19 protein-coding genes and 1 pseudogene are annotated in these 19,689 nt (G+C 69.2%); 8 read left to right on the top strand and 12 right to left on the bottom strand.

The features are described from left to right. Nucleotides 1–159 precede the first annotated feature (159 nt). Nucleotides 160–279: pseudogene (locus D3A59_RS26450) on the top strand (IS3 family transposase); the annotation flags it as partial. A gap of 168 nt (nucleotides 280–447) precedes the next feature. On the opposite strand, the gene D3A59_RS20000 reads toward D3A59_RS26450, so the two are convergent. The 12 genes from D3A59_RS20000 to D3A59_RS19950 form a co-directional block, all read right to left on the bottom strand. Beyond that, nucleotides 448–1,380, bottom strand: coding sequence for an electron transfer flavoprotein subunit alpha/FixB family protein (locus tag D3A59_RS20000; protein ID WP_119157095.1), 933 nt, complete (start codon nucleotides 1,378–1,380; stop codon nucleotides 448–450). Nucleotides 1,381–1,391: 11 nt separating this feature from the next. Continuing rightward, a complete protein-coding gene (locus D3A59_RS19995) occupies nucleotides 1,392–2,141 on the bottom strand; it encodes an electron transfer flavoprotein subunit beta/FixA family protein (RefSeq protein WP_119157094.1) in 750 nt (249 codons plus the stop codon). A 54-nt stretch (nucleotides 2,142–2,195) separates the two neighbouring features. Further along, nucleotides 2,196–2,975 (bottom strand): SDR family oxidoreductase, encoded by a 780-nt coding sequence (locus D3A59_RS19990; RefSeq protein WP_119157093.1) that lies wholly within the window; start codon nucleotides 2,973–2,975, stop codon nucleotides 2,196–2,198. A 38-nt stretch (nucleotides 2,976–3,013) separates the two neighbouring features. Then, nucleotides 3,014–3,157 carry a hypothetical protein gene (locus tag D3A59_RS25520; RefSeq protein WP_157991601.1) on the bottom strand — a complete coding sequence of 48 codons (144 nt, stop codon included), beginning with the start codon at nucleotides 3,155–3,157 and terminating at the stop codon, nucleotides 3,014–3,016. 27 nt (nucleotides 3,158–3,184) lie between these two features. Beyond that, nucleotides 3,185–4,534: a 3-hydroxyacyl-CoA dehydrogenase gene (locus D3A59_RS19985; RefSeq protein WP_119157092.1), complete on the bottom strand. Its 1,350-nt coding sequence runs from the start codon at nucleotides 4,532–4,534 to the stop codon at nucleotides 3,185–3,187. Between the two features lie 16 nt (nucleotides 4,535–4,550). After that, nucleotides 4,551–5,339, bottom strand: coding sequence for a crotonase/enoyl-CoA hydratase family protein (locus D3A59_RS19980; RefSeq protein WP_119157091.1), 789 nt, complete (start codon nucleotides 5,337–5,339; stop codon nucleotides 4,551–4,553). Nucleotides 5,340–5,353: 14 nt separating this feature from the next. Next, nucleotides 5,354–6,322, bottom strand: a complete 969-nt coding sequence (locus tag D3A59_RS19975; RefSeq protein ID WP_119157090.1) for a PDR/VanB family oxidoreductase — start codon at nucleotides 6,320–6,322, stop codon at nucleotides 5,354–5,356. Between the two features lie 14 nt (nucleotides 6,323–6,336). Further along, nucleotides 6,337–7,308 (bottom strand): tripartite tricarboxylate transporter substrate-binding protein, encoded by a 972-nt coding sequence (locus D3A59_RS19970; protein ID WP_119157089.1) that lies wholly within the window; start codon nucleotides 7,306–7,308, stop codon nucleotides 6,337–6,339. Between the two features lie 79 nt (nucleotides 7,309–7,387). Further along, entirely contained in the window at nucleotides 7,388–8,623 is a 1,236-nt protein-coding gene (locus D3A59_RS19965; protein ID WP_119157088.1) for a Rieske 2Fe-2S domain-containing protein, read from the bottom strand. Between the two features lie 36 nt (nucleotides 8,624–8,659). Continuing rightward, a complete protein-coding gene (locus D3A59_RS19960) occupies nucleotides 8,660–9,658 on the bottom strand; it encodes an amidohydrolase family protein (protein WP_119157087.1) in 999 nt (332 codons plus the stop codon). Nucleotides 9,659–9,711: 53 nt separating this feature from the next. Beyond that, complete coding sequence (locus D3A59_RS19955; protein WP_119157086.1) at nucleotides 9,712–10,101, bottom strand: RidA family protein; 390 nt, start codon at nucleotides 10,099–10,101, stop codon at nucleotides 9,712–9,714. Between the two features lie 45 nt (nucleotides 10,102–10,146). Then, nucleotides 10,147–10,902, bottom strand: coding sequence for a GntR family transcriptional regulator (locus D3A59_RS19950; protein WP_240636140.1), 756 nt, complete (start codon nucleotides 10,900–10,902; stop codon nucleotides 10,147–10,149). A gap of 334 nt (nucleotides 10,903–11,236) precedes the next feature. On the opposite strand from D3A59_RS19950, the gene D3A59_RS19945 reads away from it, so the two are divergent. The 7 genes from D3A59_RS19945 to D3A59_RS19915 all read left to right on the top strand — a co-directional run bounded on the left by D3A59_RS19945 (nucleotide 11,237) and on the right by D3A59_RS19915 (nucleotide 19,687). Next, nucleotides 11,237–13,381, top strand: a complete 2,145-nt coding sequence (locus D3A59_RS19945) for an acetate--CoA ligase family protein (RefSeq protein WP_119157084.1) — start codon at nucleotides 11,237–11,239, stop codon at nucleotides 13,379–13,381. Nucleotides 13,382–13,392: 11 nt separating this feature from the next. Continuing rightward, on the top strand, nucleotides 13,393–14,586 hold the full coding sequence (locus D3A59_RS19940; RefSeq protein WP_119157083.1) for an acyl-CoA dehydrogenase family protein: 1,194 nt from the start codon (nucleotides 13,393–13,395) through the stop codon (nucleotides 14,584–14,586). Nucleotides 14,587–14,608: 22 nt separating this feature from the next. Further along, nucleotides 14,609–15,745, top strand: a complete 1,137-nt coding sequence (locus tag D3A59_RS19935; RefSeq protein WP_119157082.1) for an acyl-CoA dehydrogenase family protein — start codon at nucleotides 14,609–14,611, stop codon at nucleotides 15,743–15,745. 35 nt (nucleotides 15,746–15,780) lie between these two features. Then, entirely contained in the window at nucleotides 15,781–16,761 is a 981-nt protein-coding gene (locus D3A59_RS19930) for a tripartite tricarboxylate transporter substrate-binding protein (RefSeq protein ID WP_119157081.1), read from the top strand. 22 nt (nucleotides 16,762–16,783) lie between these two features. Beyond that, on the top strand, nucleotides 16,784–18,004 hold the full coding sequence (locus D3A59_RS19925) for a thiolase domain-containing protein (RefSeq protein ID WP_119157080.1): 1,221 nt from the start codon (nucleotides 16,784–16,786) through the stop codon (nucleotides 18,002–18,004). 85 nt (nucleotides 18,005–18,089) lie between these two features. Further along, a complete protein-coding gene (locus D3A59_RS19920; RefSeq protein ID WP_119157079.1) occupies nucleotides 18,090–18,485 on the top strand; it encodes a Zn-ribbon domain-containing OB-fold protein in 396 nt (131 codons plus the stop codon). Next, on the top strand, nucleotides 18,482–19,687 hold the full coding sequence (locus tag D3A59_RS19915) for a CaiB/BaiF CoA transferase family protein (protein ID WP_119157078.1): 1,206 nt from the start codon (nucleotides 18,482–18,484) through the stop codon (nucleotides 19,685–19,687). The genes D3A59_RS19920 and D3A59_RS19915 overlap by 4 nt, the downstream gene beginning before the upstream one ends. The last annotated feature ends 2 nt before the right edge of the window (nucleotides 19,688–19,689 follow it).

The following is a 19,689-nucleotide window of genomic DNA, read 5'->3' as shown; positions in this document are numbered from 1 at the left end:
GGCTGGTGGCTCGCGGCGCTCGCGCTGGCGATCGCCTCGCTGGGCTTCGGCGCGGTGACGGCCGTGCCGATCCTGCTCAAGCCGCCCAACCGGGAGTGGGGCACGGGAGCGGCCAGCGTCGCCTGGGTGCACGCGAGCACGCTGGTCGGCGCGGGCCTGGGCAGCCTGAAGACCGAGCTCGTGCACCAGCGGCGCTGGGCGACCCGGGCGCAGGCCATGGCAGCGATTTGCGAGTGGATCAAGATCTTCTACAACCGACAGCAGTGCCACAGCCGTCTGTGTCTACCTGGCCTTGGCGGTCTTCGCGCAGCAGCATTTCAGCAACAGGGCGCGGGCGGACCAACTTCCGCTGTCCACGGGTGACAGTACACCTCACAAGGAGTCGTCCCGGTTCAAACTAAACCCTCACCACCTCATACCGAGACCACCCACCTAGCGGCGCTTCGCTCAGAGCGCCGCCAGCATCTCGGGTACGGCGGTGAAGATATCGGCCTCCAGTGCATAGTCGGCAATGCCGAAGATCGGCGCCTCGGGATCCTTGTTGATCGCCACAATCACCTTGGCATCCTTCATGCCCGCTAAGTGTTGGATTGCGCCGGAGATGCCCGCTGCAATGTAGAGCTGCGGCGCTACGATCTTGCCCGTCTGGCCCACTTGCCAGTCGTTGGGCGCATAACCCGCATCGACGGCCGCTCGGCTAGCGCCGAGCGCGGCATTGAGCTTGTCAGCCAGTGGCGTGAGCAGCTCCATGAACTTCTCACTGCTCCCCAGCGCGCGGCCGCCGGAGACGATGATCTTGGCCACCGTCAGATCCGGCCGGTCGCTCTTGGTGAACTCACGACCAACGAAACTGGAGAGGCCGGCATCGTCCACGACGGAAACGCTCTCGACCGCCGCATTGCCGCCAATTGCCGCCGCCGCTTCGAAGGCCGTGGTGCGCACGGAAATGACCTTCACCGAGTCGGCGCTCTGCACGGTTGCGATCGCGTTGCCGGCGTAGATCGGGCGCTCGAAGGTGTTGGCGCTCACGACTTGGGTGATGTCGGAGAGCTGTGCGACGTCGAGCTTGGCCGCGACACGCGGTGCGACGTTCTTTCCCGAGGCGGTGGAGGGGAAGAGGATGTGGCTGTAGCCGACGGTGACCGCCAGCACCTGCGCCGCCAAGTTCTCGGCCAGGCCTTCGGCGAGTTGCGGCGCGTCGGCGTGCAGCACCTTGGCGACGCCCTGGATCTGCGCGGCGGCCTGGACTGCGGCCGCGGCATTGGAGCCGGCCACGAGCACGTGGACCTTGCCGCTGCAGGCCAGCGCCGCAGTGACGGTGTTGAGCGTGGCTGCCTTCAGGCCCGCGTTGTCGTGTTCGGCAATGACGAGTGCAGTCATCGTTTCGCTCCTCAGATCACCTTGGCTTCGTTCTTGAGCTTCGCGACCAGCGTCGCCACGTCGGGCACCTTCACGCCGGCGCCGCGCTTCGGCGGCTCGGAGACCTTCAGCGTCTTGATGCGCGGCGTCACGTCCACGCCCAGCGCGTCGGGTTTAACGTTCTCCAGCGGCTTCTTCTTGGCCTTCATAATGTTGGGCAGCGTCACGTAGCGCGGCTCGTTCAGGCGCAGGTCACTCGTGACCACCGCCGGCAGTTTGAGCTTCACCGTCTCCAAACCGCCGTCGACCTCGCGCGTGACGGTCGAATGGCCGTCGGCCACCTCGACCTTCGAGGCGAACGTGGCCTGCGGCCAATCGAGCAGAGCCGCGAGCATCTGGCCTGTCTGGTTGCAGTCGTCGTCGATCGCCTGCTTGCCCAAGAACACGAGGTCGGGCTGCTCCTTGTCCACCAGCGCCTTGAGGATCTTGGCCACCGCCAACGGCTGTAGTTCGGCGTCGGTCTCGACCAGAATCGCGCGGTCCGCACCGATCGCCATCGCCGTGCGCAGCGTCTCTTGGCACTGCGCGACGCCGCACGACACCGCCACCACCTCGGAGAGCACCCCCTTTTCCTTCAGGCGCACGGCCTCCTCGACGGCGATCTCGTCAAAGGGGTTCATGCTCATCTTGACGTTGGCGATGTCCACCCCCGTGCCGTCGGATTTCACGCGCACCTTCACGTTGTAGTCCGCGACGCGCTTGATTGCGACCAGTGCCTTCATGCAATTCATCTCCTGTGTTGGAACCTGTTTTTCATCCGTCATCCCTGCCGCGTTTCAGAACAGCCCCGCGCTGGCGCCGCCATCCAGGCTGAGGCTCTGGCCGGAGATGAAGGCAGCTTGAGCACTGCAGAGGAAGGCGCAGGCAGCCCCGAACTCCTCGGGCATTCCGAAGCGCTGCGCCGGCAGGGTCGAGGCAATGCGGCGGCGCGCCTCCTCCCAGTCGATGCCAGCCTCCCGCATCAGCTGCTGCGCCATAAACTCCTGGCGCGGCGTGTCGATGCGCTCCGGTAGGAGGTTGTTGAGCGTGACGTTGTCGACCGCAACCTCGCGGGAGACCGCCTTTGTCAGCGCCGTTAGGCCTGCGCGTGCCGCGGCCGACAGGCCCATCGGCGCCTGGGGCGACTTCACCATCGCCGAGGTGATGTTGACAATGCGGCCGAAGCGCCGCTTACGCATGCCGGGGACCACCGCCCGGATCAGCAGCGCGGCCGATAGGAGATTGGCCTCCAGCGCCGGCATCCAGGCTGCGTGGTCCCAATCGGCAAGCCGGCCGGGGGGCGGTCCGCCGTTGTTGTTGATCAGGATGTCCGGCGCTTGGCAGGCCGCCAGCAGTCGATGGCGGCCCTCCTCGGTGCAGAGGTCGGCCGCCACTGGGGTGACACGCGCGCCGGTGGCCTCAATCAGGCGCCGGCTGGTCAATTGAAGCGGGCCCTCGTTGCGGCCGTTGAGCACAATCTCACAGCCCTCGCGCGCCAACGCCTCGGCACATGCGTAACCGAGGCCCCGAGAGGAGGCGCAGACGATGGCTCGGCGGCCGCGGATTCCCAGATCCATGGTGACGTCCTTTCTTGCGTATCGAGAGGGGGCCTTGGCTACAGCAGGCAGCCTCCGCCGTCGGGCAGCAGGAACTGGCCCGCGGTCATTCCGCTCTCGTTGGCCAGCCCGAGCGCCGCGCCCTGACCCCTACCGCGGGCCGAGCCGGTAACCACGGCGATGCGTTCCTGAAGCTGCTGCATGCAGGCCCCCTCGTTCTCTCCGTGTCCTCAGCCTGCCGGCTGCAGCTCGCCAAAGCTGCGGCCTTCAGCCACCAGCCGCTCCAGCAGCGGCGCGGGCTCCCACCAGTGGCCGTGCTCGGCATGGAGCCGCCGGATGTCCGCCAGCACCTTGTCTAGGCCGATGCGGTCGGCCAAGTACATCGGTCCGCCATGCCGGGCGGGAAAGCCGTAGCCGGTGAGGTAGGTGATGTCGATGTCGCCGGGGCGCAGAGCGATGCCTTTCTCCAGCAAGCGGGCACCCTCGTTGACCATCCCATAAAGGCAGCGCTTGAGGATCTCTTCCTCGCTCATCGGGCGGCGCACGATGCCCATGCGGGCCGACTCCTCCACGATGAACCGCTCGACCTCGGGGTCGCGCCGCGGCGTGCGGTCGCCCGGCTCGTAGCGATACCAGCCCTTGCCGCTCTTCTGCCCCAGCCGGCCCAGGTCGCACAGCCTCATGATCAGGTCGTTCCAGCGGCGGTCCGTCGGCCGGGTGGCCATCTGCGCCTTGCGGGTCTGGTAGCCTACGTCGTTGCCCGCCATGTCGTGCACCGCGAAGATGCCCATGGCGTAGCCGAACTTGGTGAGCGCCGCGTCCACCTCGTGCGGCAGCGCGCCGTCCTCCACCAGGAAGTGGGCCTCGCGCGTGTAGTGGCGGAACAGCGCGTTGCCGATGAAGCCGGGGTAGATGCGTGCCAGCACGGCCACTTTGCCCATGCGCCGGCCCAGGTCCATTAGCGTGGCGATCGCGTCGGGCGCTGTCCTTGCGCCGCGCACTACCTCCAGCAGCTTCATCACGTGGGCCGGGCTGAAGAAATGCGCGCCCACCACGTCCTGGGGCCGGGTCGTGACCGCCGCGATCTCGTCCACGTCCAGGCCGGAGGTGTTGGTCGCCAGGATGGCGCCGGGCCGGGCCAAGGCGTCGAGCTGGCGGAAGATGTCCTGCTTGAGTGCCATGTCCTCAAACACCGCCTCGATCACCAGGTCGGCGTCCGCCGCGTCCTCCATGCGCAGGCTGCCCGCAATCAGGCCCAGGCGCTGGTCCATAGCAGCCGCGTCGAGCTTGCCTCGCTTGACGCTGGTGGCATAGTTGTCGCGCACGCGGCCGATGCCGCGCTCCAGGCCCTGTGAGCTGGCGTCTAAGAGCGTCACCGGGATGCCGATGTTGGCCAGCGACATCGCGATGCCGCCGCCCATGGTGCCGGCGCCGATCACGGCCACCTTGCGGATGGGGCGCAGCAGCGTACCGGCGGGAATGTCGGGGATGTTCGCGGCCTCGGCAGCACAGCGCTGCGCATGGGTTGCAGCGCGCGCGCGTCCGGCCTCGTCCACGTTGAAAAGATCAAAATCGCTCATGGGTGGGTCCCTCCGGTCAGGTCTGGTTGTCTTGCAGCTTGCAGGCCTTGCCCTCCACGAACTCGCGCAGGCGGGCCTCGGCCTCGGGCGGGCGGGCCCGGGCGGAATTGAGCTGCTCGACGAACAGCCCGTCGTCGTGTGACATGTCCTGGATGCGCGGTAGCACGTTGATGATCATCCAGTTGGTCTCGATGCTGTTCTTCGCGATGCGCGCCGCGATCTCGCCGGCCTTGTTCAGGGCCTCGCCCTCCGGCACCACGTAGCGCACGATGCACTCCTGCAGTCCCTCGGCCGGGGAGAGCAGGCGGCCAGTGAGCATCATGTCTGTCATTACCGTGGTGCCGACCACGCGCTGGATTCGCACCGTGCCGCCGCCGCCAACGAAGATGCCGCGCTGGCCCTCGGGCAGGCCGAACAGCGCGCTCTCGTCGCACACGCGGACGTGCGCGGCCATGGCAAGCTCCAGCCCGCCGCCGACCACGGCGCCGTGCAGTGCCGCGACGAAGGGGATGGGGCCGCGTGCAATCAGGTCAAAGACCTCGTGCCAGTTGTGGCGGCGGCGCTTGCGCGGCGGCTTGATCTGGCCGGTGGCGCGGGCCAGTGCCTCGGCCAGATCCAAGCCCGCGCAGAAGTTGCTGCCGTGGCCGTGCAGTACCGCTACGTCGGCTTCCTCGTGGGCGCGCAGCACGGCGGCACGCAGCGCGTCGACCAGCGGATCATTGATAGCGTTGCGCTTGTCGGGCCGGTTCAGGCCGATGTAGGCAACCTTGTCCTTAAGGGCGTAGGTGATCAGGGAGTCGGTCATGGTGTGTGAAAGGGTTAGAGGTCCAGGACTAGGCGACGGCTGCGCGAGCCCGAGCAGCAGATCAGGATCCGGTCGTTGGCCGCCTTCTGCGCGTCGCTGAGGACTAGGTCGCGGTGGTCGGGGGTGCCGTCGATAACGCGCTGCTCGCAAGTGCCGCACACGCCCTCACGGCACGAGTAGGTAGGTTCGATGCCGGCTTCGATCAGACTGTCCAGGATGGTCTGGCCGGCGCGCACGGGCACCGTCCTGCCACTGCGCGCCAGCACTACGCTGAAGCCGCCGTCGGTGGATGCCGCTTCCTTGGCGGCGAAGTACTCGCGGTGCACCCGCCCGGGCGGCAGGGCGGCGGTGGCCTGCGCGTAGGCTTCGAGCATGGGAAGCGGGCCGCAGCAGTACACGTGCGCGCCCTCGGGCAGCTCCGCGATCACGGCCGCGAGGTCCAGCATCCGCCCGCCGGGCTCCTGGTCGAAGTTCAGCTGCACCTCGGCGCCGGGCTGGCCACGCCAGCCTTCCAGCAGGTCCAGGAAGCCAGCGTGGGCCCGAGTGCGGGCCGCGTAGTGCAGGCGCCAGGGCGTGCCCAGCGCCTGCGACCGGGCGATCATGCTCAGCAGGGGCGTGATGCCGATGCCGCCGGCGATGAACACGTTGAAGGGTGAGGACTCGTCCAGCGGGAAGTTGTTGCGCGGCACGGAGATGGTCAGCACGGAGCCAGTGCGCAGGGCCTCGTGCAGGTACTGCGATCCGCCGCGGCTTTTCGCGTCGCGGTTGACGCCGATCCGGTAGCGGTGGGTCTCGCAGGGGTCGTTGAGCAGCGAATAGCTGCGCACCATGCCGTCGCGCAGGTACAGGTCGATGTGGGCGCCGGCTGTGAAAGCGGGCAGTTGCTCGCCGGGCGACAGCGGCACCAACTCGAAGCCGAGGATCCCCTCGGCCTCCCAGGTGGTGGCGCGCACGCGGACGGAAAGGGCAGGGCTGGTGGTCATGAATTGTCCTGGCCTCACTGCGCCCGGAAACCCGACGCCTTGATGATCGGCTCCCAGTACGCCAGTTCGGCGCGCTGCGCGGCCTCGGTGTCGGCGCCGCTGCGGTAGCTCGGGTAGGCCCACAAGCGCTTGATCATCAACTCGCGCACCTCGGGAATCTCCAGCACCTGCCGCACCGCTGCCTGCATACGCTGGACCTCGGTCCCCGGCGTGCCGGCCTTGGCCCACATCGCGGTCCAGCCCTCGCCGGCGGTGACGTCGAGGCCCTGCTCGGCAAAGGTCGGGATGTCGGGCATCAGCGGCGAGCGCTTCTTGGTGAAGACGCCAATGACGCGAATGCGGCCGGAGCGGTGGTGCACCATCAGGCCGTCCATCAGGCTGATCGCCGAGGGCACGTGGCCGCCCACCAGGTCCGTCACCATCGGCGGCGAGCCCTTGTACGGCGTCATCGGCAGCTCGATGCCGGCGGCCTTGGCGAGCTGCTCGCCCAGGAAGGCGTTCTGCCCGCCCTGGCCCGGCGTGCCGTAGCTGGCCTTGTTGGGATTCTTGCGGACCCACTCGATGAACTCGCGCGCGTTGGTGACGCCGATGTTCGCCGCCACGCCCATGCCCAGCGGGTAGCTGGCGATCGAGGCGACGCCGGTGAAGTCCTTGAGGATGTGCCAGCGGACGATGTGGCCCGGCACCAGGGTCAGGAAGGTGGGCGTGGCGTTGGGCGCCAACATGAAGGTTAAGCCGTCGGCGGGGGCGGCCAGCACCGCGTCGGCGGCGATGCGTCCACCCGCCCCGGGCTTGTTTTCCACGATCACCGGCTGTCCCAGGATGTCGGGCAGGCGGTCGACCACGGCGCGGGCGATGGCGTCAGTGGCGCCTCCGGGCGGGAAGCCCACCACCACGCGGATCGGTGGTTTCTGGGCGAAGGCGGCGCCGGGGACGGCGAGCGCAAGGGCGGTGAAAGCTAGCAGTTGGCGGCGAGCGAGCTTCACGGTTGTCTCCTGTGTGTCCTTGGGGGAGAAGGGGCCCGGCTGCGTCTGCGCGCGGCTCGAGCGATGAGACCAGGGCCGCTCAGGCGTCGGCCAAGGTGCGCCAGTCGTTGCCTGCGGGAATCACGCCGCCGACTGAGCGCACCTTGCGGTAGTCCAGCTCGGGGTGGTGAGCCAAGCTCGGCAGCTTGCCTTCCATGAACTCGCGGGCTGCGCGCAGCAGCAGCTGGCGCACGCGGATCACGGCGCCATCGGCCGAGCACAGCTGCTCGTCGGTGCGGTCGTGGATGGGGCCCTGGCTGATGAACATCGCGAAGTCCTCGGTGCCCAGGTGCTGCGGGAAGCCGGTCTTGTGGCCGCGCTTCATCAGGTCGCGGTTCTGGCCCCAGTTGTCACGGGGCTTACCCGGGGGCAGCGGGGGGAAGTTCCACACGTCGGGCGAGGCCGACATGACAGTCATGCCCAGCGGGCGCGTCGGGTTGTAGTGCACGAACCAGGCGCGGTGGGTGACGTCGTCCACCGGGGTGGAGAAGAACACCGTGGTGGGGCTGGCGGCGTCGGGCGGGCAGATGATGCCGTACCAAGGCATCACGAAGTTGTTGACGCGGGCGTAAACCCGGTCGTCGGGCAGCGAGCGCAGCGCAGCGTAGCGGTAGCCGTAGGGCCGGTCCTCGAACTCCAGCTTGGGGGCCAGAGCCTGGGTCATCAGCAGGCGCTCGTTGCCGCCGCCAGCGGTGATCTGGGTGGTGGACTCGTGCAACACGCCGACGTGCGAGGAATCCATTGAGGCCTCGACGCCCTGCACCCAGTTGGTGGGCACCTCTACGCTAGTGACTGAGCGCTGGTGGGCCGGTAGGTCTATGAAGGGCAGCTCGGGGAAGGGGGGCGGGGCCTCGCCCTTGCCAAGCCAAACCCAGACGATGCCGCCGCGGTCCACCGTGGTGTAGCGGTTCACCCGCACGTGCTTGCAGAACACCTCCTGGTTGCCCGCGTGGTTGGGTGCCTCGACTACCTCGCCCTTCACGTTGAATTTCCAGCCGTGGTAGAGGCAGCGCAGGCCGTTGTCCTCGTTGCGGGCCAGGGCCAGCGAAGCCTTGCGGTGCGGGCACTGCTCGTCGAGCACGCCGACGCTGCCGTCGGTAGCGCGGAAGGCCACGTAGTTCGTGCCGAGCAGGCGCACGCGCACTGGCGCGCCGTCGGGCTCGAGCTTGAAGGAGGGCACGGCGGGTATCCAGTAGTGCTGGCGGATCATCTCGCCCATCGGCGCGCCGTTCTCGACGCGCGTGAGCAGCTCGTTGTCTTCCCGGGTCATTGGCATGGCGTTGTCTCCTCGTGCCGGATTCGGTGGGCGCGGTCAGTCGGCGTAGTGGCGGAAGGCGCGGGTGTAGAGACGCTTGCAGTTGCACTCGAAGATGTCGCGCTTCTGGGCCTCGGTGAGCCAGTCGATGCTCTCGATCACCGGCTTCATGTCGTCGTAGTCGCGGTCGCTCAACGGGTCGCGCGCGCTGCCGGTGCCGGGCTTCTCGGTGCCGAACAGCACGTTGTCGGTGCCGGCCACCTTGCATAGCAGCTCGATGGCCTCCTTGCTGTAGTTGCAGGTGTCGAAGTACAGCTTCCTGAGCTGCTCGTCGAAGCTCTGCTTCTCGCCCTTGCGCACGTTCCAGGACCGGAAGCGCCCCATCTGGTAGGGGATGGCCCCGCCGGCATGGGCCACCACGATCTTCAGGTCGGGGAAGGTGTCGAAGGTCTTGGCCCCCAGCAGGGAGATCACGGCGATGCTCTCCTCGTTGATGAACTTGAGCGTGTAGGACTCGCGGGCGCTGCAGCTGCCGGCCGAGTGGATCAGGCCGGGCACGTCCAGCTCCGTCATCGCCTGGTACAACGGATGCCAGTAGGGGTCGCCCAAGCCGGGCGGGTCGCCCAGGCCTTCGGTCGGGTCCGGGTTGATCAGGCAGCCGACGAAGCCCAGCTGCTCGACGCAGCGGCGCAGCTCCGGGATGGCGCGCAGCGCCAGCGGCTCGTCCATGTACTGCGGCAGGCCGGCCACGCCGCGAAAGCGGTCCGGGAACATCTGCACGAAGCGCGCAATGAGGTCGTTGCAGTGGACCGACCAGAGCTCGGTCACACGGCCCGGCTTGACCGAGTGCATCTGCAGGTAGGGCCGCGGCGAGATGAACTGCATGTCGGTGCCCACCTTGTCCATGCTGCGCACCAGCTCCTCGGCCACCTTGCGCACCGACTCGTCGGGGATCTTTGGGAGCGTGTTGGGGTTGGCGCGGCCGCCGACCAGCTCCGCCATGAAGCGGAAGCTCTCGGGCGGCATGACGATGTGGGCGTGGGAGTCGATGATCATGGGCAAGGGTCTTTCGTGGGTCTTACGGGCTCGGATTGCGCAAAGCGGCGGCTTCAGCCGCCGATCACGGCCAGGGCTTCCAGTTGCAGTTGCATGCCATGCTGCAGTGCCTGCACGGTGATGTGGCGCGCCGGCCTGTCCCGAGGGTCGGGGAAGCAGGCCAGCCACTGTTCGTTGACCGCCTCGCGGACGGACTCGTCGTTGACCGTGACTGAGAGCTTGACGACGTCGGCCAGGGCCGCGCCCCCAGCGTCCAGCACCGCGCGCAGGTTGGCGAAGGCATTGCGGGCCTGGGCTGCGGCCTCCTCGGGCAGCGCGCCGCCGGCCGGGTCTTTGCCCGAGACGGCGGAGGTGCACAGCACGTTGGCCACGCGGGCGGCCGCCGGGATCGGTGCCTTGTGCGAGGCGCCGGGCACGTCGATGGAACGGGGCGGGCGGTTCACGGTGACTTGTCTCCTGTCTCTTTTCCTGCGGGGGGTGGAACCGGTTCAGGCCTCGGGCTCGGACTCGAACAGGTGCATGGGGATGCGCGCCAGGAACTCCGAGAAGCCGGTGGAGCCCGAGGGCACATGCAGCAGCATTTGCTGCCCCGCGCTCACCTCGTCGCCCTCCTGGATGGCGCGAGCGATCTTGCGGTGGTCTTGCAGCGACTGGTTGATCTGCGCCTTGGTCACGAAGTCACGCACCCGGTAGCGGTAGATCTGCCGACGGGCGTGGCGGATCAGGTCGGCCAGGTAGGGGTTGCGGCTGCCGGTGTAGATCACCTCGTGGAAGCGGCCGTTGGCCAGGGCGTATTCCTCGGTGCCGCCCTCGACGGCCGCGTCCTGGCACAGCTGCAGGGCCTCATCGAGCTGGCGACGCAGTTCGTCGTCCACGCGGCGTGCGGCCAGCTTGGCGCAGGTGGCCTCGAGCTCGCCGACGCCTTCCATGATGGCCCGCACCTGGCTGATGGACAGGCGGGCCACGGTGATCCCCTGGCGCGGTGCGATGCGCACTAGGTTGTGCGCGGCGAGCTGCTGCAGCGCCTCGCGCACCGGGGTGCGCGAAACCTGGAAGCGCAGGGCCAGGGCCCGCTCGTCCAGTGGGCTGCCGGGCGGCAGCTTGCCGCTCTCGATCTCTCCCTGCAGGACGGCACGGATCTCAATGGCGCGAGCGCCGCGCGGACGGGCCTCCTCCCCACTCAGCAGGGCTTCGGCGTCGGCGTTGAGTGCCGGGGGCAGGGTGATGGTGTGTTCCATAGGCATGGCAAATATATCTCCACGGCTTTGTGGCATGCAAGAAGTTTTCAAAAAAATGCCAGCGAAAGGGTTATCGCCGACCAAGCTTCATGGTACACAGCGCACCCCCCTCGTTCGTACAAGGACGCGGCCAGGAACCTCTTGCCTGTGAAGGTGACCCTTCCCCTATAGATATCCAGGACTCCTCAGGTCGCCTTGGCCTCATGGCACTCCCTCAGGACAAACCCTGAAAAACGCCAGATAGCGTTCTGTGGTGTACCAAAAATTGTTTTTGATATGCCAGAATGACTTCACCTGATCCCTATTCCCGCTTCCTCCGTCATTCCGAAAGGTTCACTGCATGAGCGTTGCCGCCCCCCCCCTGCCCTTCGCGGCCCGGCCGCTGGACCGCGTCCTGCGGCCCCGCTCGGTTGCCATCGTCGGCGCCTCAGCCGACCCGCGGTCCTTCGGCGGCTTCGTTCAGGGCAATCTCGAGCGCTTCGGCTATGAGGGCGAGCTGCACCTGGTCAGCCGCAGCAGCAGCGAGATCAACGGCCGGGCCTGCGTGAAAACGGTGGCCGAGCTGCCCGAGGGCCTCGATCTGGCGGTGCTGGCCATCCCGGAGGCCGGTGTGCTCGACACGGTGCAGGCCCTGGCCGCACGTCGCTGTCACGCCGCCGTGCTGTTCGCCTCGGGGTATGCCGAGGCGGGCGAGGAAGGCCAGGCCCGCCAGCGCCTGCTGGCCGAGGCGGCACAAGCGGCCGGCATGCTGCTGGTGGGCCCCAACTGCATGGGGTTCAGCAACCTCGCCGCCGCCGTGCCCCTGACCTTCGAGCCGCTTGCCGCACGGGCCCGCGAGACCCGGCCCGGCGTCGGCATCGTGGCCCAGAGCGGCTTCATGGCCGCCAACCTGCGCGACGCCCTGCTGGGGCGGGGTGTGCCGGTAACAACAGTGTTCTCCACGGGCAACGAGGTGTCGGTCGGTATCGAGGACGTGCTCGCCGCCTACATCGATGACCCGCAGACGCGCGTGATTACGGCCTATGCTGAGCAGATCCGCCGTCCGCAGCTGTTCCTGCAACTGGCGGCCCGCGCTCGCGCCGCGAACAAGCCGCTGGTGCTGCTGATGCCGGGGCGCAGCGCCCGGGCCCGCGAGGCCGCGCAGTCGCACACCGGCGCCCTGGCGGGCGACCATGCCACCGCGATGACCCTGCTGCAGCGCGAGGCCGTGGTCACTGTGCAGTCGCTGGACGAATTGCTGGACTCCACCGCCATCTTGCTGCGCCATCCCCGGCCGCCGGCGGGCGGCGCCGCCTTCATGACCGGCTCGGGGGCCATGAAGAACTTGGCGCTCGATTTCGCCGACACGCTCGGCCTGGACCTGCCCGCGCTGGCTCCCGCCACGGCGGAGCGGCTGCACGCCATGCTGCCCGACTACGCCGTGGCCGAGAATCCGCTGGACTACACCACCATCGGCGTGCGCAACCCCGGCATCGTCGGCGAACTGATGCTCACGCTGCTGCAGGACGAGGGCATCGGCAGCCTGGTGCTCGCCATCCCCGTTGGGCCCAGCGTCGCCCAGCGTGATAAGGCCGAGCACATCGTGCCGGCCTTTGCCCTCGCCACCAAGCCGGCTGTACTCGTTCTCACCGGCGACAGCAGCCCGGTGGAGCCCTTCTTCTTGGAGGCCATTGAGCGCAGCGGCGTGCCGCTGTTCCGCTCGGCCGACCGGGCCCTGCGCGCGCTGCAGCGCGTGGCCGCCTATGGCGAGGCGCTGGCGCGGGCCGAACGCGCGAGCGCAGGCAAGGCGCCCGCGCTGCCCCTGCCCGGAGTGGTGCCGCCCAACGGCATCTTCGCGGAGTACCAGGGCAAGGCCTGGCTGGCGGCCGCGGGGCTTGCGGTGCCGCGCGGCGGGCTCGCACGCAGCGCCGACGAAGCGGTGCGGCTGGCCGCCGGCATTGGCTGGCCGGTGGTGCTCAAGGCCCAGGCCAGCGAGCTGCCGCATAAGAGCGATGTCGGCGGCGTCCTGGTCGGCCTGGCCGACGAGGCCGCGCTGCGCGCCGGCTGGGAGCGCCTGCACGCGAACGTGCGTGAGCACCGGCCGGAGCTGGAGCTCGACGGTGCGCTGGTCGAGGCTATGGGCCCGCGCGGGCTGGAACTGGTGGTGGGCGCGCGGCGCGATGCTGACTGGGGCCCGGTGGTGCTGGTCGGCCTGGGTGGCATCTGGATCGAGGCCCTGCACGACGTGCGGCTGATCCCGGTGGACCTGGCCGAGGAGGACATCGTGGTCGAGCTGGGCCGGCTGAAGGCCGCGGCGGTGCTGCGCGGCGTGCGCGGCGCGGCCGGTGTGGACCTGGGAGCCATCGCCCGCGTGGTCGCGCAGGTCGGAGCGCAGATGCGCGCCAACCCTCGCCTCACCGAGATCGACATCAACCCGCTGGTGGCCTACCCGGCCGGCTCGGCCGAGCCGGTGCTCGCGCTCGACGCGCTGGTCGTGGCGCACTGAGGAGCACAGCTATGAGACTGCAGTTTTCCCCCGAGGAGGAGGCCTTCCGCCAGGAAGTGCGCGCCTTCGTCCGCGAGCGGCTGCCGGCCGACATCCAGCGCAAGGTCGAACTCGGCCTGCGGCTCGAGCACCGCGACTACGTCACCTGGTTTCGCATCCTTGAGTCGCGCGGCTGGCTCACACCGGGCTGGCCGGTCGAGCACGGCGGCCCGGGCTGGAGCCACGTGCAGCGCTACATCTTCGACGAGGAGACGCTGCTGGGGGGCGCGCCGCGCATCATCGCCAGCGGCATCCAGATGCTGGGGCCGGTGCTGATCGCCTTCGGCACCGAGGCGCAGAAGAGGAAATACCTGCCCGACATCCGCCAGAGCAACACCTGGTGGGCGCAGGGCTTCTCCGAGCCTGGGGCCGGCTCAGACCTGGCGGCGGTGCGCACCACCGCCGTGCTGGAGCCCGACGGCAAGCACTTCGTCGTCAATGGCCACAAAGTCTGGACTTCGTACGCGCAGTGGTGCTCGATGATGTTCGCGCTGGTGCGCACCGACCCCCAGGCGGCCAAGCCGCAGGAAGGCATCTCCTTCCTGCTGATCGACATGAAGTCGCCGGGCCTGACGGTGCGGCCGATCCGCATGCTCGAGGGCGGCACCGACCTCAACGAGTGCTTCCTGGACAACGTGCGTGTGCCGGTGGAGAACCTGGTGGGCGAGCTGCACAAGGGCTGGTCCTGCGGCAAGTACCTGCTGGGCCACGAACGCACCGGCATCGCCGGCATTGGCTCGTGCAAGCAGCAACTCGCCCGCGCCCGCCGGCTGGCCGCGCAGCAGGGGCTGGGCCGGGACGCGGTGATGCAGGGGCGGCTGGCGCAGTTCGAGGCCGAGCTGATGGCGCTGGAGTTCACCGCGCTGCGCCTGCTCAGCGCGCACCAGCAAAGCCGCATCCCGGCTGTGGAAGCGTCTCTGCTCAAGGTGCGCGGCACTGAGCTGCGCCAGGCCATCTTCGAGGCCCTGGTGGACATCGCTGGCCCCGACGCCGTGCCCTTCTCGCTGCGCGCGCAGGAGCTGGAGCACCTGGAGGAGGCGGCCACCGATCCGGCGCTCGCGGCGCTGGCGGCCAACTGCCTCGACTCGCGCAAGCTCACGATCTACGGCGGCACGAACGAGGTGCAGCGCAACCTCATCGCACGTGCCGCGCTGGACTCCTTCTGACGCCCCGCCGCAAGGAAACCCGATGGACTTCTCATTCAACGACGACCACCTGGCGCTGCGCGACGCGGTGCAGCGCTTCTGCGATGGCGAATACCCGGCCGAGCACCGCGGCAAGCCGGAGGACGCGCAGCAGGCGCGCCAGCGCTGGGCCGCCATGGCCGAGCTCGGCCTGCTGGGCCTGCCGCTGCCCGAGGAGGCGGGCGGCAGCGGCCAGGGCGCCGTGGAGGTGATGCTGGTGGCGCAGGAACTGGGCCGCGCGCTCGGCGGCGGCGCTTTCGTCCCCAGTACCGTGATGGCGGGCTGGCTGCTCGCCACCCTGGGGTCGGACGTCCAGCGCCAGCGCTGGCTGCCGCCGCTGGCCGGCGGCGAGCTGCAGGCTGCCGTGGCGCTGTACGAGGAGGGCACGCGCTACGACTGGCACCAAGTCGAGACCCGGGCGCGCGAGACCCGCGACGGGTGGCTGCTGCAGGGGCGCAAGACCCTGGTGCTGCACGGCGACAGCGCCGGCCTGCTGCTGGTAGTGGCGCGCACTGCGGGCGACGCGGCGGATCGCGAGGGCCTCACCGTGCTGGCGGTCGACGTGCATGCGCCGGGCGTCAAGGTGCAGGGCTTCGACACCCTAGACGGGCGCCGTGCCGCGCACGTCACCCTGCGCGATGTGCGGGTGCCAAGCGACCAGGTGCTGGGGATGCCGGGCCGGGCGGCCGACGCGGTGGAGGCGGCGCTGGACGCGGCCACCGCCGCCCTATGTGCCGAAGCCGCGGGCGCGGTGGACGCGCTGCTGGCGCACACCACCGAGCACCTGCGCACGCGCAGGCAGTTCGGTGCGCCGCTGGCGAAGTTCCAAGTGCTGCAGCACCGCGTGGCCGACATGGCGATCGCGCTGGAACAGCTCAAGTCCATGGCCTGCGCCGCCGCAATGGCTGTGGATGCCGGCGACGCGGCCCAGCGCCGCCGCCTGGTTTCGGCCGCTAAGGCACTGGCCGGCCAGCTCGGCCGGGCCCAGGGGCTGGCGGCCATCCAAATGCACGGCGCGATGGGCATGACCGACGAATGCCGCGTGCCGCACTACGCCAAGCGCCTGATGGTCATCGGCCAGCTGTTCGGGGACGCCGCCTGGCACCTGCAGCGGATGTCGGCGGCGCACGCGCTCGCCTGACCTGACCCCCAGCTACACCAAGGAGAGAGACAAGCATGATCACCCGCAAGACCTTCAACGCCGCGCTGCTGGCCGGCGCCCTGGGCCTGTCGCTGGGAGCGCAGGCGCAGTCCGATCAGACGATCCGGCTGCTGGTGGGCTTTCCGCCCGGCGGCTCCACTGACACGGTGGCCCGCGTGCTGGCCGAGAAGATGGCCACCGTGCTGAAGCAGCCGGTGATTGTGGAGAACAAGCCCGGCGCCGGCGGGCGCCTGGCGGCCCAGGCGCTCAAGGCGGCGCAGCCCGACGGCCTGACTTACATGATCGCGCCCAACGCGACGCCGGTGTTCCAGGCCTTGCTCTACCCGCCGGCGATGCTCCGGTACGACATGCTGCAGGACTTCACACCAGTGGCCATGCTGGTGTCCTACCCGATGGTGCTGGCCGTGGGCAACCAGCTCGGCGTACGGAGCGCCAAGGAATACGTCGCCCGCATCAAGGCCCACCCAATGGAAGCGAGCTTTGGCACCGCCGGGGCAGGGGGCCAAACCCACTTCACCGGCCTCCAACTCAGCAAGGCCATCGGGGTGAACCTGCAAATGGTCCCCTTCCGCGGCAACGGCCCGCTAGTCACCGATCTGCTGGGCGGACAGGTGCCGGCCGGCATCATGACCGCCGGCGACATCCTGCCGCACCACAAGGCTGGCAAGGTGCAGGTGGTGGGCGTGTTCAGCGCCAAGCGTTCGCCGCTGATGCCCGACGTGCCCACCCTCATGGAGCAGGGCATCGCCATCGATGCCGGCGACGCCTGGACCGGCATGTGGGCGCCGACCCGCACGCCGCCGGCGCAGCTCGAGCGCGTGCAGAACGCGCTGAAGTATGCGCTGGCCCTGCCCGAAGTGCGCGACACCCTGGTCAACCGGGCGACGCTGAACCCGGACTTCCGCCCCGCCGCCGAGATGGACGCCGTCGTGCGCAAGGAGCTCGCCTACTGGGGGCCCGTCATCAAGGCCACCGGCTTCAAGCCCGAGCAATGAGCATCGCCCTCAAGGAAACCCCATGAGCCTGAACGGAAAAGCCTGTATCGTCGGGGCGTACGAGCACCCCACGCGCTTGGCCGACAAGCTGTCGGTGGTGCGCCTGCACGCCGATGTCGCCAAGGGTGCGCTGGTCGATGCCGGCCTGACGAAGGACGACATCGACGGCTACTTCTGCGCCGGAGACGCGCCGGGGCTGGGCGCGGCCACCATGGCCGAGTACCTGGGGCTCAAGCTGCGCCACGTTGACTCCACCGAATGCGGCGGCTCGGCCCCCCTCCTGCATGTGGCGCACGCGGCCGAGGCGATCGCCGCCGGCCGCTGCAACGTCGCCCTGATCACGCTGGCGGGCCGCCCGCGCGCCGCGATGGCCGAGGCCCAGGCCCGCGCCGCCGCGGCGGCAGGCGAGGGCAGGCCCGCCAAGGCGCCGCTGGCACTGAAAGCGCCCGACCCCGACGCGCCCGAGCTGGCCTTCGAGCTGCCCTACGGCCCGGCCACGCAGAACCTCTACGCGCTGGTGGCCAAGCGTCACATGCACGAGTTCGGCACTACCTCCGAGCAGCTCGCCTGGATCAAGGTGGCGGCCTCGCACCACGCGCAGCACAACCCCCATGCCCTGCTGCGCAAGCGCGTAACGGTGGAGGACGTCGTCAACTCGCCGATGGTCAGCGACCCGCTGCATCGGCTGGACTGCTGCGTCATGAGCGACGGTGGCGGCGCGCTGATCGTGGCGAGACCCGAGATCGCGCGTGAACTCAAGCGCCCGGTCGTGGTCGTGCGGGGCACCGGCGAGGCGCCCAAGCATGGCATGGGCGGGCGGGTTGACCTCACGTACTCGGCCGCCGCCTGGTCCGGGCCCAAGGCCTTCGCCGAGGCGGGCGTCACGCCGGCCGACATCCAGTACGCCAGCCTCTACGACAGCTTCACCATCACGGTGTTGATGCAGCTGGAGGACCTGGGCTTTTGCCGGAAGGGCGAGGGCGGCCGCTTCGTCGCCGACGGCAACCTAATCTCTGGCACCGGCCGGCTGCCCTTCAACACCGACGGCGGTGGCCTGTGCAACAACCATCCGGCCAACCGCGGCGGCATGACCAAGGTGATCGAGGCCGTGCGCCAGCTGCGCGGAGAGGCCCATCCTGCCGTGCAGGTGCCCGGCTGCACGCTCGCCCTGGCCAGCGGAATCGGCGGCGCTCTGGCGTCTCGCCACACCGCCGCCACCCTGATCCTGGAGAGGACGACATGAACACTCTCGCTCGCCACTTCGCGTGCTGCACCGCCCTCGGAAAGGGCTCTGGCCTGCCTTGGGTCGGCCCTCTGGAGGTCTGACCATGCGCAAGATTCCCGCTCCGCACGTGCTGCCCGAATCGAAGCCGTTCTGGGACGCCGCCGACCAGGGCCGGCTGCTGCTCAAGCGCTGCGCCGCCTGCGGCCAAGTGCATCACTACCCGCGCGACATCTGCCCCTTCTGCCTGAGCGAGGACACGCACTGGGTCGAGTCCGCCGGCACCGGCACGCTGTACTCCTTCAGCACGATGGGGCAGGGCGATACCGCCCACACTCTGGCGATGGTCACGCTCGACGAGGGCGTCACCCTCCTGACCAACTTGGTGGACTGCGACCCGGCGCGCGCGCGCATCGGCGACCGCGTGCAGGTGCGCTTCCAGCCCTCGCAGGGCGGCCCGGCCGTGCCCATGTTCACCCTAAACGAAGGAGGTGCGGCATGAGCACCACGCCCCGCAGCGGCCCCCTATCGCGCTTCACCATCCTGGACGCCTCGCGCGTGCGCGCCGGCCCCACAGCGGTGCGCACCTTCGCCGACCTGGGCGCCCGCGTCATCAAGCTGGAGATCCCGCCCGGCGCGCCGGGGGGTGACGACATGATTGGCGGGCGCGACCACAACCGCGCCGACTACGAGAACCTGCACCGCAACAAGGAGAGCCTCACGCTCAACATGAAAGACCGGGCCGGCCTGGAGATCCTGCATGCCCTGGTGCGCGAGGCGGACGTGTTCATCGAGAACTACCGGCCCGATGTCAAGCACCGTCTGGGCATCGGCCCGGACGAGCTGCGCGCCATCAACCCGCGCCTGGTCTACGCCAGCATCTCCGGCTTCGGCCAGGACGGCCCCTATGCCGGCTGGCCCGGCTTTGACTCCATCGCCCAAGGCATGGGCGGGCTGATGAGCGTCACTGGCAAGCCCGGGGACGGGCCGATGCGGGTGGGAATCCCGTTGGCCGACCTGTGCGCCGGCCATTTCTGCGCCCAGGCGATCATGGCGGCCCTGCTGGAGCGGGAGGCGACGGGCGAGGGCCAGTGGGTGCAGACCTCGCTGCTGGAATCCCAGATCGCAATGCTCGACTTCCAGGCCGCGCAATGGCTGATCGACGGCAAGGTGCCGAGCGCCACCGGCAACGAGCACCCACTGACCGTGCCCACCGGTGTGTTCCCGACGCTGGACGGCTATCTGAATCTGGCCGCCATCGGCCAGACCATGTGGAAGCGGCTGTGCGTGGCAATCGAGGCGCCGCAGTTGATCGACGAGCCGGGCTTCGGCTCGGACCCCGAGCGTGTGGCCAACCGCGAGCGCGTGAATGAGGCGGTCGGCGCAATCCTGCGCACGCGCAGCACCGCCGAATGGACCGAGCGGCTGATCCGCTCCGGCGTGCCCTGCGGGCCGATCCACGCGGTGGACCAGGTGTTCGAGGACCCGCAGGTGCGCCACCTGGGCATCGCGCGGACCCTGGCGCATCCCGAGCTGGGCGATATCGAGGTAGTGGGACTGCCCATGCAGTTCTCCCGCCACCCGCGCGCGGCCGGACCCTTGGTGCCGGCTCCGCACCAAGGCGACCAGACCGACGCCATCCTGACAGGCCTCGGCTACAGCCCCGAACGCATTGCGGCGCTGCGCGAGTGCCACGTCGTTTGAAC

Source organism: Caldimonas tepidiphila, from assembly GCF_003569765.1.
Lineage (GTDB): Bacteria > Pseudomonadota > Gammaproteobacteria > Burkholderiales > Burkholderiaceae_C > Caldimonas > Caldimonas tepidiphila.
The sequence above is the reverse complement of the archived record's forward strand: the minus strand, read 5'-3'. Positions and strand labels throughout refer to the sequence as shown.

Bases quoted from the DNA above. Each gene is read 5' to 3' on its own strand.
- D3A59_RS20000 (WP_119157095.1), bottom strand. From the start codon at position 1,380: ATGACTGCACTCGTCATTGCCGAACACGACAACGCGGGCCTGAAGGCA.
- D3A59_RS19995 (WP_119157094.1), bottom strand. From the start codon at position 2,141: ATGAAGGCACTGGTCGCAATCAAGCGCGTCGCGGACTACAACGTGAAG.
- D3A59_RS19990 (WP_119157093.1), bottom strand. From the start codon at position 2,975: ATGGATCTGGGAATCCGCGGCCGCCGAGCCATCGTCTGCGCCTCCTCT.
- D3A59_RS25520 (WP_157991601.1), bottom strand. From the start codon at position 3,157: ATGCAGCAGCTTCAGGAACGCATCGCCGTGGTTACCGGCTCGGCCCGC.
- D3A59_RS19985 (WP_119157092.1), bottom strand. From the start codon at position 4,534: ATGAGCGATTTTGATCTTTTCAACGTGGACGAGGCCGGACGCGCGCGC.
- D3A59_RS19980 (WP_119157091.1), bottom strand. From the start codon at position 5,339: ATGACCGACTCCCTGATCACCTACGCCCTTAAGGACAAGGTTGCCTAC.
- D3A59_RS19975 (WP_119157090.1), bottom strand. From the start codon at position 6,322: ATGACCACCAGCCCTGCCCTTTCCGTCCGCGTGCGCGCCACCACCTGG.
- D3A59_RS19965 (WP_119157088.1), bottom strand. From the start codon at position 8,623: ATGCCAATGACCCGGGAAGACAACGAGCTGCTCACGCGCGTCGAGAAC.
- D3A59_RS19960 (WP_119157087.1), bottom strand. From the start codon at position 9,658: ATGATCATCGACTCCCACGCCCACATCGTCATGCCGCCCGAGAGCTTC.
- D3A59_RS19950 (WP_240636140.1), bottom strand. From the start codon at position 10,902: ATGCCTATGGAACACACCATCACCCTGCCCCCGGCACTCAACGCCGAC.
- D3A59_RS19945 (WP_119157084.1), top strand. From the start codon at position 11,237: ATGAGCGTTGCCGCCCCCCCCCTGCCCTTCGCGGCCCGGCCGCTGGAC.
- D3A59_RS19940 (WP_119157083.1), top strand. From the start codon at position 13,393: ATGAGACTGCAGTTTTCCCCCGAGGAGGAGGCCTTCCGCCAGGAAGTG.
- D3A59_RS19935 (WP_119157082.1), top strand. From the start codon at position 14,609: ATGGACTTCTCATTCAACGACGACCACCTGGCGCTGCGCGACGCGGTG.
- D3A59_RS19930 (WP_119157081.1), top strand. From the start codon at position 15,781: ATGATCACCCGCAAGACCTTCAACGCCGCGCTGCTGGCCGGCGCCCTG.
- D3A59_RS19925 (WP_119157080.1), top strand. From the start codon at position 16,784: ATGAGCCTGAACGGAAAAGCCTGTATCGTCGGGGCGTACGAGCACCCC.
- D3A59_RS19920 (WP_119157079.1), top strand. From the start codon at position 18,090: ATGCGCAAGATTCCCGCTCCGCACGTGCTGCCCGAATCGAAGCCGTTC.
- D3A59_RS19915 (WP_119157078.1), top strand. From the start codon at position 18,482: ATGAGCACCACGCCCCGCAGCGGCCCCCTATCGCGCTTCACCATCCTG.